28 protein-coding genes are annotated in these 13304 nt (G+C 58.1%); 16 read left to right on the plus strand and 12 right to left on the minus strand.

Annotated features, from left to right (window positions below):
* Positions 1–228: 228 nt before the first annotated feature.
* The 11 genes from HUV48_RS04915 to HUV48_RS04965 all read right to left on the minus strand — a co-directional run bounded on the left by HUV48_RS04915 (position 229) and on the right by HUV48_RS04965 (position 4041).
* Positions 229–429 (minus strand): hypothetical protein, encoded by a 201-nt coding sequence (locus HUV48_RS04915; RefSeq protein ID WP_176266596.1) that lies wholly within the window; start codon positions 427–429, stop codon positions 229–231.
* 145 nt (positions 430–574) lie between these two features.
* The gene (locus HUV48_RS04920) at positions 575–883 is read right to left on the minus strand and encodes an XkdD/Y8K6 family phage-associated protein (RefSeq protein ID WP_176266597.1); all 309 of its coding nucleotides are present in this window, start codon (positions 881–883) and stop codon (positions 575–577) included.
* A 114-nt stretch (positions 884–997) separates the two neighbouring features.
* Positions 998–1336 (minus strand): DUF4031 domain-containing protein, encoded by a 339-nt coding sequence (locus HUV48_RS04925; RefSeq protein WP_176266598.1) that lies wholly within the window; start codon positions 1334–1336, stop codon positions 998–1000.
* The gene (locus tag HUV48_RS04930; RefSeq protein WP_176266599.1) at positions 1333–1539 is read right to left on the minus strand and encodes a hypothetical protein; all 207 of its coding nucleotides are present in this window, start codon (positions 1537–1539) and stop codon (positions 1333–1335) included. Before HUV48_RS04930 ends, HUV48_RS04925 begins: the two co-directional genes overlap by 4 nt.
* Complete coding sequence (locus tag HUV48_RS04935) at positions 1536–1874, minus strand: hypothetical protein (protein WP_176266600.1); 339 nt, start codon at positions 1872–1874, stop codon at positions 1536–1538. Before HUV48_RS04935 ends, HUV48_RS04930 begins: the two co-directional genes overlap by 4 nt.
* The gene (locus HUV48_RS04940; protein WP_176266601.1) at positions 1871–2254 is read right to left on the minus strand and encodes a hypothetical protein; all 384 of its coding nucleotides are present in this window, start codon (positions 2252–2254) and stop codon (positions 1871–1873) included. The genes HUV48_RS04935 and HUV48_RS04940 overlap by 4 nt, the downstream gene beginning before the upstream one ends.
* Positions 2251–2544: a hypothetical protein gene (locus HUV48_RS04945; RefSeq protein WP_176266602.1), complete on the minus strand. Its 294-nt coding sequence runs from the start codon at positions 2542–2544 to the stop codon at positions 2251–2253. The genes HUV48_RS04940 and HUV48_RS04945 overlap by 4 nt, the downstream gene beginning before the upstream one ends.
* Positions 2541–3038 carry a deoxycytidylate deaminase gene (locus HUV48_RS04950; RefSeq protein WP_176266603.1) on the minus strand — a complete coding sequence of 166 codons (498 nt, stop codon included), beginning with the start codon at positions 3036–3038 and terminating at the stop codon, positions 2541–2543. Before HUV48_RS04950 ends, HUV48_RS04945 begins: the two co-directional genes overlap by 4 nt.
* Entirely contained in the window at positions 3035–3391 is a 357-nt protein-coding gene (locus HUV48_RS04955) for a hypothetical protein (protein ID WP_176266604.1), read from the minus strand. The genes HUV48_RS04950 and HUV48_RS04955 overlap by 4 nt, the downstream gene beginning before the upstream one ends.
* Positions 3388–3624 carry a hypothetical protein gene (locus tag HUV48_RS04960; protein WP_176266605.1) on the minus strand — a complete coding sequence of 79 codons (237 nt, stop codon included), beginning with the start codon at positions 3622–3624 and terminating at the stop codon, positions 3388–3390. Before HUV48_RS04960 ends, HUV48_RS04955 begins: the two co-directional genes overlap by 4 nt.
* Before the next feature lie 90 nt (positions 3625–3714).
* Positions 3715–4041, minus strand: a complete 327-nt coding sequence (locus HUV48_RS04965) for a helix-turn-helix domain-containing protein (RefSeq protein WP_176266606.1) — start codon at positions 4039–4041, stop codon at positions 3715–3717.
* 92 nt (positions 4042–4133) lie between these two features.
* On the opposite strand from HUV48_RS04965, the gene HUV48_RS04970 reads away from it, so the two are divergent.
* The 9 genes from HUV48_RS04970 to HUV48_RS05010 all read left to right on the plus strand — a co-directional run bounded on the left by HUV48_RS04970 (position 4134) and on the right by HUV48_RS05010 (position 8470).
* Positions 4134–4355 (plus strand): hypothetical protein, encoded by a 222-nt coding sequence (locus HUV48_RS04970; protein WP_176266607.1) that lies wholly within the window; start codon positions 4134–4136, stop codon positions 4353–4355.
* Positions 4352–4897 carry an HNH endonuclease gene (locus tag HUV48_RS04975; protein ID WP_176266608.1) on the plus strand — a complete coding sequence of 182 codons (546 nt, stop codon included), beginning with the start codon at positions 4352–4354 and terminating at the stop codon, positions 4895–4897. Before HUV48_RS04970 ends, HUV48_RS04975 begins: the two co-directional genes overlap by 4 nt.
* Positions 4894–5175, plus strand: a complete 282-nt coding sequence (locus tag HUV48_RS04980; RefSeq protein WP_176266609.1) for a LexA family protein — start codon at positions 4894–4896, stop codon at positions 5173–5175. The genes HUV48_RS04975 and HUV48_RS04980 overlap by 4 nt, the downstream gene beginning before the upstream one ends.
* 303 nt (positions 5176–5478) lie before the next feature.
* Entirely contained in the window at positions 5479–5901 is a 423-nt protein-coding gene (locus HUV48_RS04985; protein ID WP_176266610.1) for a hypothetical protein, read from the plus strand.
* A gap of 198 nt (positions 5902–6099) precedes the next feature.
* Positions 6100–6267 carry a hypothetical protein gene (locus HUV48_RS04990; RefSeq protein WP_176266611.1) on the plus strand — a complete coding sequence of 56 codons (168 nt, stop codon included), beginning with the start codon at positions 6100–6102 and terminating at the stop codon, positions 6265–6267.
* A complete protein-coding gene (locus tag HUV48_RS04995; protein ID WP_176266612.1) occupies positions 6267–6488 on the plus strand; it encodes a hypothetical protein in 222 nt (73 codons plus the stop codon). Before HUV48_RS04990 ends, HUV48_RS04995 begins: the two co-directional genes overlap by 1 nt.
* The gene (locus HUV48_RS05000) at positions 6481–7551 is read left to right on the plus strand and encodes a phage tail protein (protein ID WP_176266613.1); all 1071 of its coding nucleotides are present in this window, start codon (positions 6481–6483) and stop codon (positions 7549–7551) included. The genes HUV48_RS04995 and HUV48_RS05000 overlap by 8 nt, the downstream gene beginning before the upstream one ends.
* Entirely contained in the window at positions 7529–7831 is a 303-nt protein-coding gene (locus HUV48_RS05005) for a hypothetical protein (protein ID WP_176266614.1), read from the plus strand. The genes HUV48_RS05000 and HUV48_RS05005 overlap by 23 nt, the downstream gene beginning before the upstream one ends.
* Positions 7832–7849: 18 nt before the next feature.
* Positions 7850–8470, plus strand: coding sequence for a DUF2793 domain-containing protein (locus HUV48_RS05010; RefSeq protein WP_176266615.1), 621 nt, complete (start codon positions 7850–7852; stop codon positions 8468–8470).
* A 1126-nt stretch (positions 8471–9596) separates the two neighbouring features.
* Here HUV48_RS05010 and HUV48_RS05015 read toward each other — a convergent pair.
* Positions 9597–10805, minus strand: coding sequence for a phosphatase PAP2 family protein (locus tag HUV48_RS05015; RefSeq protein ID WP_217906663.1), 1209 nt, complete (start codon positions 10803–10805; stop codon positions 9597–9599).
* Between the two features lie 27 nt (positions 10806–10832).
* On the opposite strand from HUV48_RS05015, the gene HUV48_RS05020 reads away from it, so the two are divergent.
* Genes HUV48_RS05020 through HUV48_RS05050 form a run of 7 tightly spaced genes read left to right on the plus strand, consistent with a single transcriptional unit; the run spans position 10833 to position 13175 of the window.
* The gene (locus HUV48_RS05020; protein WP_176266617.1) at positions 10833–11144 is read left to right on the plus strand and encodes a hypothetical protein; all 312 of its coding nucleotides are present in this window, start codon (positions 10833–10835) and stop codon (positions 11142–11144) included.
* Complete coding sequence (locus HUV48_RS05025; RefSeq protein ID WP_176266618.1) at positions 11141–11614, plus strand: hypothetical protein; 474 nt, start codon at positions 11141–11143, stop codon at positions 11612–11614. The genes HUV48_RS05020 and HUV48_RS05025 overlap by 4 nt, the downstream gene beginning before the upstream one ends.
* The gene (locus HUV48_RS05030) at positions 11592–11753 is read left to right on the plus strand and encodes a hypothetical protein (protein WP_176266619.1); all 162 of its coding nucleotides are present in this window, start codon (positions 11592–11594) and stop codon (positions 11751–11753) included. Before HUV48_RS05025 ends, HUV48_RS05030 begins: the two co-directional genes overlap by 23 nt.
* Positions 11743–12375, plus strand: coding sequence for a lysozyme (locus HUV48_RS05035; protein WP_176266620.1), 633 nt, complete (start codon positions 11743–11745; stop codon positions 12373–12375). The genes HUV48_RS05030 and HUV48_RS05035 overlap by 11 nt, the downstream gene beginning before the upstream one ends.
* Complete coding sequence (locus HUV48_RS05040) at positions 12372–12635, plus strand: hypothetical protein (RefSeq protein ID WP_176266621.1); 264 nt, start codon at positions 12372–12374, stop codon at positions 12633–12635. Before HUV48_RS05035 ends, HUV48_RS05040 begins: the two co-directional genes overlap by 4 nt.
* Positions 12632–13009 carry a hypothetical protein gene (locus HUV48_RS05045; protein ID WP_176266622.1) on the plus strand — a complete coding sequence of 126 codons (378 nt, stop codon included), beginning with the start codon at positions 12632–12634 and terminating at the stop codon, positions 13007–13009. Before HUV48_RS05040 ends, HUV48_RS05045 begins: the two co-directional genes overlap by 4 nt.
* Complete coding sequence (locus HUV48_RS05050; protein WP_176266623.1) at positions 12996–13175, plus strand: hypothetical protein; 180 nt, start codon at positions 12996–12998, stop codon at positions 13173–13175. Before HUV48_RS05045 ends, HUV48_RS05050 begins: the two co-directional genes overlap by 14 nt.
* Positions 13176–13304 lie beyond the last annotated feature (129 nt).

The following is a 13304-nucleotide window of genomic DNA, read 5'->3' on the forward strand; positions in this document are numbered from 1 at the left end:
CTGCCGCCTTGTAAGCAATCTTGCGCGGCGTCAGGCGTGCCCACCACCTGTCAGCACGATGCGGATTAACTGCGGCAGGAAGCCTTTCTTTCGGCATTTCTGGGTAACAATCGCAATCCTGCCAATCGTTATGACCAAAGCTGCCGTCACGGTAATAACCGTGGCCTTCTCGGCGCAAATAGAAGCCCTGTCCTTTGCAACGGGGGCAATCCGGGTGATTGTCGGGGTTCATCCTGCCAACCTTTCGTGTGATGCGTTGTCGATAGCCTCGCGGAACGTTCGTCCGCTGCCGGTGCGATCGTCCATCATGACGACAGACACACCGCCCATCGGATAGCGCCGCAACTGGAACACCCCTTCTGCTGCCATCGCTCGCTCGATGCGGTCATGGTCTGCCAGAAAGTCGGTTTGGTTTACGGGAGCGCCCATCACCGTTCTCCCAAGAGGCGCTGAAGCCACGTAGGTTCGCGCATCGGCCGCACCTTGCCATGCTTCATCAAGCGCAGGTTCGCATCGGAGTACGGACGCGGGCTTGTCCAGTTGTCTGCTCTGGACGAGCGGTAGGAGTGGTGGGTCATGCGACCTCTCCGCGGGCTTTGGCGATTGCGGCGCGGGCTTTGCGCTCGCATTCGCCTTTGATCGTGAAGCCGCCGTGCTCTCGAAGACATTCCTCCAGCGCTTCAAGCAAATCAGGACTTGCTGCGATCAGGCGGGCGTTGGCGAGGCTTTCCGATCCGAACGTGTCATCGGTGTCGTAGACCTCGGCAATCGGGTCGGCGTAGTCCGGCGAACTGATTTCGTGCCAATGACCGCGCGTGAAAGCCTGGACCGTATGCTTCGCCGTCGTTTGCAGTTCCCACGGCCCCTTCGTTGCTTCACCCATGACGGTTCTCCTGTAATTGAGTCACAAACCCCGCCAGATCCCCACGGACGAGACCTTGGCCAAGGCCAATGGCGGCGGATAGAATGAGGCCAAGCAGGCCGATGCGCAGGCGGGTCACTTGACTGCCCTCGCTCGCTTGGCCCGCGCTGCATCGTAAGCAGGGAGCGCAGCACGCATGTCAGCTAGATCGGCGTCCGACCAACCGCGTTCCCGTATAGCCTTGCGGATGCGGCACCCTTCGCGGCGGTCAACTTCGATGGCCCCAAGGTCCAAGGCTTTCGTGCGTCGTGACAGGCTCACATCGTAGTGCGGAAACGACAACGGTTGAAACCACTCGCGGTCCATTCCGATCGCCTGCGCCATCTCGTGCAGTTCCGGCAGCGTATCCGCCCACATGTGGCACATTACCATGCGACCGAAGCGGTTTCGCTCTTGATCGACGTACACGCTCATAGCGCTCTCCCGAGCGTATCTACGTCAGCCTTGGACAGCGGCGGGCAACCCGATGCCATCAAGCAAGCCCTGATCTGGCCGGACAGGATGAGCGTCAGCCCGTCGTTTTTCTGCGTCCAGTTCTCTGCCTGGCGGTATTGCTCTATCAGTTCCGGTAGAGTTGCTTCACGGCGATCGGCTATGATGAGGGATAGCTCGCTCATTTCGCTTCCCCTTCGCTGTGCTTGAGGGCTTGGCGGGCGTTGCGAATATCTGCGTCTATGCTCGCAGGACGCTGCGCGATTGCTGACGGCCTGCAATTCCAAAGCCGTTCAGAGGCGTGGTCTATAACACGATTTGCAGCTTTCAACGCCTCCCGCAGCTTCTCGTTCTGCGCGGCTAGGTCTGATTGTGCTGCGATGCGGTTAGCGGCAGCGGCTAATAGGTCGGCGGCCTGAATGAGATAAACTTCATCCCCTTCTTCATTCCAAAGCGGATACTCGCGAAAGGCTTTTGCCCGTTGGCGCAACTCCTCGACCATGTTGTCAGGCCCGCTCACGACGCCACCGCCTTACTGTCTGTGCGGATTTGACCGGCAATGCACTTGGCAACCTCATCCTCGCAGGTTCCGAAATGCTCGCGCGCCTGTTCGTCCGTCAGCGCGACATAGCCGCAGTGATAGCACCGATGCTTATTGCGTTCTGCGACCCACCAGCGAGCGGCGTTCAGCAGATTGTGATGACAGGTGCGAACGCCATGTCCGCTATCGCCGCAGACTGCGCAGCCCTTGCTTTCGTCGCCAGACGCTACTGCTTCGCGAGCCGCCATCAGGTCCGCAATCGCCTCGTCGTAGTCTGCTACGGTGGGAGCGCGCTTGCGATAGATGACGCCTACATTATCGTCAGCCGACCAATCGACTGTGTTCTCAACCGCGCTCATCGTGCCACCGCCTTACTGTCTGTGCGGGTGGCGGCTTCCGAAACAGCCTCGTAGAGTTCCCACGCGATCTTTTTGACCGGCTCTAGCGCCATTGCCTTTTCGGCTTCCGTGCCATTAGGCTTACGATGGTCGCTAATGAGTGTGTTTATGTCGGCGAAGTCTTGCAGGTTACCGCGGGCGTGACGATTAGCCATTGCCACCATGTAAAGCATCGCGAGCGAGCGAACGGTTGCCTTGCCTGAAGCAATATCTGCTTCGATCATCGCGCGGTTAAAATCGAACCCAGTCACGACGCCACCGCCCGACTGTAGAACAGTTCTGTCTCGCGGTAGTTTACCTGTGCTTCGCGAAGTAAATCACGCGCATACTCAATATCGTCAGTCCATTTCGACGGACCGGATTTGAATGGTAGGGAAACAATCTGGCTGATACCGGATTGAATTGTTTCGACGGTGCATCTCGTGCAGGGAGGTCCACCCCACACAAGTCCGGTTTCATCTGTCGCAGCTAGGTAAAGAGTGCATCCCTTGAGCGCCGTTCCGATACGAGCAGCATTCAATATTGCGTTCATTTCGGCGTGAACGATGATCTTCAGTTTAGTATCACGGTCACACAGCCGCTCATTTGTATCGGCAATTCCGCGTGGAAAACCATTGAAGCCGGTCGAAACGATCTCGCGATCCGGTCCGACAATGACAGCGCCAACGCGAGTGGATGGGTCTTTTGACATTTGCGCGTTTGCCAATGCCAAGCCGATGAAGTGTTTATCCCAACGCTCGCTCATGCCGCCCTCCGTGCATCAGCTACGGCGTTGTAAGCCGAAGTCATGCTTTCGGTTTTGGACAACCGGCCAAACCGCAGGCTATCGACATTCGTAGCGACTTCCCGAACGTAGCTGCGCGCATTCGGCTTGCTTGACGGACGCGCCTCCATGTCCGCTTCCGCATCTTCGTAGCGGGCGTAGATCGTCTCGCTGCTTGCACTGGAACGGCTGAACGGAAACGCCGCAGTAGGCTGCACGTCGTATTCGGTTTCGATACGGTAGCCGATGCAGTGGCGCGGGTTCGGATCGCGTTTGTCACGAGTGATACCGCGGCTGTCTATGTGAAGGGCTTCTGTGCGGGTGAAGCGGGTCATGCGCTAACACCTTGGAGCGCGCGCGCGGCATTCTTGTGCTGCGTTTCAGTGATGAGACCGTTCATGGCCAACGCGTTCACTTCTTCAAGTGCCCGACCAATAGCGCTGTCGCCATCTTCACTGGCTAGATCAGCAAGATGGTAAGCCATCACAGCGAAAACGCTTTTAGGCATTGCTTCGTAAGCCGCGCCCCAGAGCGCTCGTGCTTCGCTATCGTTTTTGTTGAGTGCCATCTCATCGCTCCTCTAAAGCGATGAAGGATGTTCCATCGCTCTGTGTGAGGATGGTTTAGGACAGCTAAACTAAAACCGCAAGGAAAAAGTTTAGGCTGACGAAACTTTCTGCGGAGCCTCTGATTTGTCGCGCGAATCTTCGCCCGTCTCATCAGTCTCATGGGCGAGGCGCATCATCTCATCCCGCAGGCGGCGCATTCGCATGGCGTCCTCGGGGTGCATTAGTAATTCATAGGGGCGGAGATTGAGATAGTCGGCTATCTCGTTGATATCGTCGCGCGTGTAAGGCTGCTTCCCACTGGCGGTTAGACTGACGCGCGCCTTATTCCATTCCAGGTCGCGGGCAATATCAGCCTGCCGCTTCCCTAACGTGCGAAGCCACTGCTTCAAATACCAGTCGTGGATCGGCGCTGCCATAAATCCAACATACCACCGGCCAAATCTGGTGTCGTTTCGCCTGTCTAAACAAAATGCTTGCATTGATCGTTTAGCCTGTCTAAACAAAGCGAATGACGCTTCACAATTACCTCAAGCGGTCGGATGCAATGTCCCTGACCCAGCTTGCGAACGAGATGGGGGTCTCCAAGAGCCGCCTGTCGCAGCTTCGTAATTCCACGGAATGGCCCGCCGAGCTGGCGCTGACCGCTGAGAGCAAAACAGGCGGGGCGCTGAATGCGTCTCATCTTTGCTCAATCGTCGCCAAGGCGCGGCAGACTGGGGTGGCGGTATGAATAAGGAAAAGCGGATCGAGAAAATCCTGCCATTCTGGGTGACCTACAACCCTCATACTGGGCAGTTCACATTTGGCTCGCCACCGTCTCACTTCTTTAGAGATCACATCACAGAAGCTGCATGGCGAGCGAAGTACCAAGGCAAGCCTGCTGGTAGCCTGAAGAGAGACGGACGAGTTTATCTGTCGATAGACCGTGTCAAGATATTCGCTCATCGTGCCGCGTGGTTCCTGCACTACGGTCATTGGCCGAAGCAACAAATTGACCACATAAACGGTGATTCTTCGGACAATCGGATTGTTAATCTGCGCGACGTTTCGGGCAGCATCAACCGTATGAATCAAAGGCGGCGTTCGGATAATACGAGCGGCGTGACTGGGGTTATCTACCATAGCGGTCACAGAAAATGGACGGCGCAAATTTGTGTGCGCGGTAAGCGCCGCCAGATTGGCACCTTTCCATCAAAAGAAGCCGCAATAGCTGCCAGATTATCGGAGCAACAGCGCCTTGGGTTCGGGCCAAACCACGGGGCAAGCGCATGATCGCCCCCACTCCCGCCCAGCAACGCCTGCTCACCTTCATCACGGACTACATTGCCGAGAAAGGCACTGCGCCGACGGTTCGCGAGATGAAGGAAGGCATCGGCAGCAAGTCCCTTGGCAGCGTCCACCAGATGCTTTGTGGGCTTGAGCATCGCGGACATATCCGCCGGTTGCCCCGCACCGATCGCGCAATCGAGATAGTCGGCAGGGCTTCTCACCTATCAGATACCGAACTGCTGGATGAGGTCGCAAAGCGCGGCCTGAGGATGGCGGCGTGAGTTATTCGTTTAGCAGGCTCGGCATTCTCGGCGCGCTCGCTCTCGTTCCCGCTGGTTTGCCCCGCAAGAAGCCTACTCTGCGGCGCTACTCGCAATTCTGCGGCCCACCCTTCCCGCAATCGCGTCAGCATCGCCGCGCCCTTGAACGGGCCAGTCGTGATGCTCTCGCGCGTCTCGGAGCCGCCTGAATGCCCCTCCATCCATCCCACAAGCAGTCTCTCGGCAACAACGCCGAAAGCAACTGCCTGTGCGGAATCTCCTTTCTTCATGCCGTCTTCTCTGAACCGAAAGGTCAACATTTTCATGCTGCGTGAAACGAAAATCCAACAAGATTTTGCCCAGCGGTTAGACGACGCGCTGCGGCTGTTCGAAGCGGAAGGCGGCAACCTTCACGACCTGTGCGAACGGATCGACGAAAAGGACATCCGCAACATCGGCCTGTGGCGCAAGGGGCAGAAGATGCCGGCGCATACGCTGGTGCTGCTCTTGGGTGCCCTGCCCCGTCACCTTGCCGACCGGCTTATTCGCCCGTCAGGATTGCGCCTGGTCTGCCGGGAAGCAGCCGAACAAGCGAACGCATTGCGCGCTGCCTCTGTGACCAGTGCTTTCAGCGCGGATGTAGCATCCCGCATGGCCGATGGCGAGTGGTGCCACCGCGACGAAGCGGCAGCGAAAGACCACGCCGCCCGCGTCATTACCGAACTTCAGAACATCGCGGAGGCATGAGCATGATTACGCCCCGCGACGCTCGCTACATTATCGCAATCGGCGCTGCCGTTTTCCTTTTCTGTGTCGGAATGGCGGGGCTGGTGTCGTGAGCGTATCAACCCGCATCTGGTGGCTCAAGACCCGCCTTAACCTGTTCCAGCGCTCACTTAACCGCAAGTGGCGCAAGCGGCTTACCCGGCTGCGGGAGGCGCGGTGATGGCAAGCGCACGGCTCCGCGATTATCACGATTCCGCACCGCTCATTCTGGCTGACGAAGCCGTGAAGGCCGCGATGAAGGACGGTAGCTTCAAGCTGCTTACCGCACTGTGGGCAGAACACCCGCGCATCATGCAGGCGCTAGGCGCTGAAATGGCGGTCCGGTGATGGCCGACGCGCTCAAACAGGACCGGTACGAATACCATCGTCAGCGCCGCATGGCCGAGATGGTCGAAGCTACCGAACGCAAGCTGCTTGGCCTCTACCGCGAAGCATCCCGTTACAAAATGTCCGAAGTGATGCGCAAACCTTCCCTGCTTAACGAAGCATGGGAACGCGAAATGATGCTCGCCAGGATCGAAGCCGATCGGGGGCAGGCCGATGGGTAAGTATTTCGCCAAGAAAACGACCTGCATTCACGGCCACAAGCACGCCAGCAAGCGGGAAGCCGCTCGCTGCGTGGAGCTACACCTGTTGCAGCAGGTAAACTTCTGGTATCTCGACCGGGTAAGCAGCGATGGCGTGGCTCTTTCGAGCATTTGCAATGACGTTGCCGGATGGTGCGGCGTCGAAAGCTACGACTTCTCAGGTCTGGACCAGTTGATTACGGGGTGGAGCGCGACACGCGGTCCTGCCGACAACATTCTCGAACCGCTGTTCGATGCTTACGATTGCGATATTCGCCCGCACGACTTCAACATTCAGGGATTGAAGCGCACCGGTGTCCCGACTGGCTCGACGCTGGCAACCGCCATGTTCGCGGGCGAACCACGCTATTCGGTGAAGATCAAACAGGCGGCTGAACTGCCTCGCGCAATTCTGATCGACTTTGCAGACATTGAAGCGGAACAGCAGCCGAACACAGTCAGAAGCGACCGCCCACTTGCCACATCGGACGCACGAAGCGAACAGAAGATCGACCTGTCCACTCTGGCACTCAATACTGACGACGCACGGCAACTCGGCAACCGCTATTTCCGCAGGTTGTGGAACGAGCGCAAGGAACCTGCCCTATCATTGACCGCACGCGAACTCGGCCTTGAGCCGGGTGACGTTCGGACGCTGGAACTGGACGGGCAACTTATCACGGCGCGCTGCACGCGGACTACGATCGGAGCGGACGAGCGAATTGCTACCGAATGGAAGTATGACGCACCAACCCTTGCCACGCTGGACGGCTCCATAGGGGCTACATTCGACGGCAGGGATGAGGCGGTTATCGTCGTTCCTCTGCCGACACGCGGCTTCGTTCTCGATATTCCGCTGTTGCAGGATTCCGACGAGGCGGTGACGCCGCAAGTTTATACGATGGCAGCGCCCTATGCTTCGGGCGCTTGGCCGGGCGCAACGATCTATCAGGCGGTAGATGGCGAGTATTCGGACGAGCTGACTTCGATTCCGTCCAGTGCTCCTGCTTCGTGGGGGACGGTTGCCGAAGTTCAAGGAAGATAGCGGAGACTGGACGATCGACGCGGTTCGTCGCACGCGCATCGGCGGAGCATGGACGGGCGGCGCAATACCGATTGGAGAGGCTTCTGAGGCGTATCAGGTGACTTTGGGCAACGGGACTGTCGAAGCGACCGTAACAACGCCCAGCCTGCCCTATACGTGGACTGTGGCCGATCAAACGACCGCAACCGGAGCCGAAGTGCCCGAAGGATCGCTGGAATACAGCATTGCCCAAATCAGCGCGCTTGTCGGCGCAGGCTACGAGGCGGAAGCCACCGCTTAACAATTACGAGGTGAACGAATGACCACACCGCTTCTCGGTGCGCCCGAACTTGTCAATGGACAAGATGCGCCCGAAACGACCGTCAATGAGCAGGTGCGCTATCTGGAATGGGCAGCAGCTGGCGGCCCTGTCGAAGATCTCGACGTTTCCGATCCCTCGACGCTTACGCCGACCGATGGACAGGCATGGATCGTGGGGACAGGTGCTACAGGCATTTGGTCTGGCAAGGATGGTCAGGTCGCGCTCTACATCAGCACGGCGTTTGTTTACATCGTTCCGCTCGAAGGGCTGAAGATTTACGTCAAGGACACGAACACAGCGCGCGTGTTTGACGGCGCGGACTGGGTTCCGTTGGCAACGGGCGGCGCGGTCAATCCGTTGTTTTCGGTTCCCACCTGGGATTTCAACTTTAGCGGAACGACCGCGCCCGCCTATATTCGCGCTCCGGTTGCCATGACGATCGCTGAGCAGGCGACCAGCGGAACGGGCACGATCACCTACGAGAAATCGACCGCAGCTGCGCCCGACACGTTCGCCAGCACGTCCAGTCCGATTGCCTTGGAAGCAGGAGCCAAACTGAAGGTAAACGCCGCTGCTGTCACCGGTAGCGTGGCAGTGCATCTGGAACGCACGGCATGAGCGTTGTTCAGGTCTTGCCTTATCCTGCTACAGCGGCCGGCCCTGCCGGCGATATGACGGTAGCCGTTCAGTCTTTCGCTACAGGAACGACTACAGGTCCGCAAAGCCAGCTAAACGCCACGCTCACCGGACTGACACCGAAGGCCGCGCTTTTCTTCGGTTCTTACCATAACGTCGTCAGTGATCCGGGCGAAACCGCGCGAGCCAGTATCTCAATCGGTGCTTTGGGGCAGACTGGAACCGGGTCAGTTGTAAGCGGTCAAAGTTACGACGCTTTCGGCAATACTAACACAAACTCCCTCTACCAGTCGGACAATGGCAGCAACACTGGCGCTTATCTTTTGCGAACTGCGTCCACGACCCGATTGCAGGGGCGGGCTGCATTTGCATCGGGAGGTATGGATCTCAATTTCGCGACCATCAGCGGATTTTCCTACCGTGCCAGCTATATGGCATTCGCGGGGACTATCGCTTCTAAGGCGGACGTTGTAGATCTGGGAACGGGAACGGGCGCGATCAGCATCGCAACCGCTTTCGAACCTGATGTGGTGTTCGTTCTGGGAAGTGGCGGCATAGCCACGAACTCAATCCAGACAAACATGACCTTGAGCTTCGGCGTGGCGGTGAATGGCGGGGGGCAATATTGCCTGTTGGCCGAAGAGGTAAATGGTCTTGCAGATGGCACTCCCATCCAGGCTGTTCTCACTAACCGTGCTGGCGGTAATCTGACCGGCGGTTCATTAGCCTACCACCTGACGATCGGCGGTTTCAGCGGAACCGGCTTCACGATAACTCCATCAGCCAGTGCCGGAGACGATGACATTTCCTACCTTGCACTTGATCTCGGTGGGAGACGTGCAAAACTGGTGCTTCTGACCACCCCTACCGCCATCGGTTCTCAAGCGATTACCGGCGCCGGCTTCACTCCGCAGGCTGCGATTGTAGTCCTGACGACTTCGGAGACTTTCGACCCGTCTTATCCTTTAGCCAGTAGTGCCAATACAGGCGGCTTTTCCATCGCGGCGCTGGCAGACAATACAGCTTCGCATTCTTTCCGTGCGCAAAGCGGCGCAGCGATCACGAACACTGCTTCACAGGCTACGAACGGCACGCTGATTGGTGCGTCTCACGTGGACTGCGATGCCCTGAAAGCTACCCTAGACAGCTTTGACAGCGATGGCATGACCTTGAACTGGTCGGCGGTCGCCGGAACCGGGAAGAAAGGCTTCGTGCTGTTTCTTGAGTGAGAAGGGGCTCTCCTTTCAAGCCATCGCACGAACGAACCGAACGCTATCCAAATCAGCGAAACAGCTACTATCGAGAACAAGCCATCCACCGCGTAATGCCAAGCCAAATGAACAGACCCAACGAAGATGACGACCTCGAATGCAACGGCAAGCCAGATCACGACGCGGTTTCTGATACGTTCCAGCACGCACAAAAGCGCCAGATGCGCGATCGCTACATGAAGCGAGGGCATTGCCGAGATGCCCGATCCCAGCCCGTCACTAGTCCAGAGATAATCGGCTATTTGGAGAGCCTTCAAATCGGGCTGGCTTCTTAGAATCTCCATGAGGTCGCGAAAGTACGGATCGCCGTACTGGTTCTCGTAAAAGACCGGCCCGACAGACGCCATCGATATAGCCGCGACGTTTCCGAGCAAGGTCCACGACAGCACGAATGTAAGGATGGCTTTCACTTGAAACGCCTTGTCTCGTTCAAAGGCCAGCCACACCATCAGCCCAAGCAAGACGACGAACCACAGCAGGTAGATGCGGTCGATGATGAACGTCGCTTGAGGTCCTAAAACGGCGTGCGTGATGCGCCACGGATCAGTTCCGAATATGAAACGGTCGGCACTGACGAAGTAAGAGTCCGCGTAGAAATCCACGAACGACGGAATGGATTCCTTGATCCTCATGGCCGAACGCCCTGCCGGGACTAGAAGCAGGGACAACGCAAAGCCCCGAAGTAACCACCGCCAATGTTTGGCAGTAAGATAGCGAATACCGCGAAGAGGGCTTTTGATGCCCCGCCGCATCATCTGGAATGTAACGAGCGCATACCACCCGATCAGCGGCATGAACCAGAACAACCACTTGTCGCCTACACCCTGCCAACCGAATAACAGAGCGGCAGATTCGCCAAGCAGCACAGCGGTAAGAACACTCGCCGCCACGATGCCGATGATTAGCAGGTACCCCAACCTCATCGGCTGATTCTGCGCCAATTCCTGAAAAATACAAGCGGACAATTCGTCCAGAAACGGAACGGGTATGACAGCCTTGCTCACCGTGCTTTGCGGCGTGACCGCGCTCGCGCTCTGCATTCTCATAGAACTGGCAAGGGACTGGTGGGCCTGATGGAAGTCACCCTGTCCGTTCTTCAGGTCTTTCCTGCGGTCGCCTACCTCTGCCTCGCCTACACGTGCCGGAAGGCGTTCGTCCGTTCATGGAACCGTGAACCGCGAGCGTTTGACCTGATCGAAGCGCCGATCTTTTTCACCTCGCTCAGTATCGCTTACAACATTCTTTGGGTGGTCTGCGCGGGATCGTTTGAGCCGCCTGCCAACAATCTGGAAGCGTTCGGTCGCCTGCTTGGCATGGGTTTCCATCTGGCCTGCTGTTACCTGCTTATCAGAGGCGTCAAAGACTTGCGGGGTTATGGCCGATGAATGGGCTGGACGCACTAATGGACGGCCTCATGGGGCAACTTCTCGGCACCGTGGGCTTCGGATCAATCATCGCTCTGGCCATTGTCACCTTCCTGCGCAGCCGGCCGGAAATCATCCGCATCCGCACCGAAGGCGATGCTGCCGTTCGTGACGACCTGCGCGAACGCCTGAAGCTGATCGAGGACCGCGCCGACAAACTGCAAGAGCGCATGGATGAGATGCGCGAAAGCCATAAACGCGAGATGGAAGCGGTGCGCAAGCAACACGCAGCGGAAATGTCCGTTATGCGCCACCGGCTGAACAACGAAACGCAGACGCTCGACACGCTGCTGATGATGATACGCACCAGCCCCGAACGACTGGCGGCAAACGTGGAAGCGATCGAAGCACAGCGAGCCAATCAGAAGCAGCAAATCGCTGCCGAGAAAGGCGCGCTTCACCGGACAGATGATGACCCGTCAGGAAGCTGAAGAGGCCGTGCTTAAGGCATGGGAGCGCGTCCTGCACCTGTCGCTGAACGGCGCACCCCGCACCGAGACAGACCACGCCCTGAAGAACGCCACGGCGCAGGAAGAAGCATTCAATCGGAGGTTCGGTAATGAAGCATGAAGCGGAACTGCGGCGGCTTCTGCTTGCCGCTCTGGAACTACTTGAAGAACCGGCGAGCGATTACGGGAAGGACAACCCGCTCACTCTCAAGGTCTGCCAGGAACTGATCGAACACGAAGGCATCGTGCTGGAAGCCTACAGGGACAGCGAAGGCATCTGGACGTGGGGCATTGGCGTTACCGATCGTTCCGGCCATCTCGTCGGTCGCTACAAGGACAAGCCAGCTGACCTGTCGCGGGTGTTCGAGATATTCATCTGGCTCTTGCAGAACGTGTATGTGCCGCCGGTCCTGAAGGAGTTCGAGGGCTTCCCGCTCACCGAAGAGCAATTCGCGGCAGCTCTATCGTTCAATTATAATACCGGCGCGATTAGAAGCGCGACATGGCCGGACCTCTGGAAAGCCGGACAGATCGACGCGGCCCGGGCCAGCTTCATGGACTGGCGCAAGCCTGCCGCGGTCATTGAGCGGCGCGAGAAAGAGGCGGCGCTGTTCTTCGATGGCAAGTGGTCGCAGGATGGCAAGGCCAGCGTCATTCCCGTTCGCAAGCCTTCCTACGTGCCTGATTTCGCCAAGGCGCAGCAAATCGACATCACCGAACACCTGCGGGGGGCTATGCTGTGACCCGTCAGAAAACGCGCTTTGTTCTGGCGCTCATCGCAATCGTGCTTGGCGGGCTAATAGTGGCCGCGCTCATCTTCTGGCCGATCCCTGAAGGCAACCGTGAACCGCTGATGCTGGCGCTGGGCCTTGTCCTTGCGTGGGGCGGGACAGCTTACGGCTTCTTCTTCGGATCAAGCGAAGGCAGCGCACAGAAAACCGAGATGCTGAACCAGCGCCCGCAGGGAACGCCTGCCGATCCCGTATTCGTGGAGGAAGAATGATGCACACGTTCCTGCTGCCCTTGCTCGCCAAATGGGGCGTGCCTGAAGAACTGCGCCGCCCCTTGCAATGGGCAATCCTGATAGCCCTCGCGGTCCTCGCCTTTTTCGCTGTGAAGGCACTCTACGACGCCAATGTTGTCGAAGATTACGAGAACGAGCGGGCCGTCGAAAGCATCGAAGCCCGCGATACTGCGGCGGAACAGCGCGCAACTGACGCAATCGCCAACGCCGAAACCGAAAAGGAACTGATTGATGCAATCGAACAAGCGCCCGAAGGCGGCGAACTTAGCCCTGCTGCTCGCGCTCTCGCTTGCCAGCGCCTGCGCAACGCCGGGGTCGTTTCCGCCGCGTGCGGATCTGATGGCGGTAACTGAAAAGAAGCCCGTCCCCACTGCGTCCATCGCGACCGATCCGGTAGCCGAAGCGACTTACAACGCCAAAGTCGAAGCATGGGGCGACCGGTTGCGATCGGCAGGGCTGCGGCTCTGCGCCTTTTTCGAAGACACCGATATGCCAAATCTGGCCTGCCCGAAGGACTGACCCATGACCGAATTTGCTGATCGCCTCGTCAAAGCGCGCGAGGAAGTGAACCTAGCCGAGAACACCATTAACCGAGCAGAATACGCTGCCACGCGGGCGAACCACGACAAGGCGCTGCTGGAGATTACC

It is taken from the genome of Qipengyuania atrilutea, from assembly GCF_013370205.1.
GTDB classification, from domain to species: Bacteria; Pseudomonadota; Alphaproteobacteria; order Sphingomonadales; family Sphingomonadaceae; genus Actirhodobacter; species Actirhodobacter atriluteus.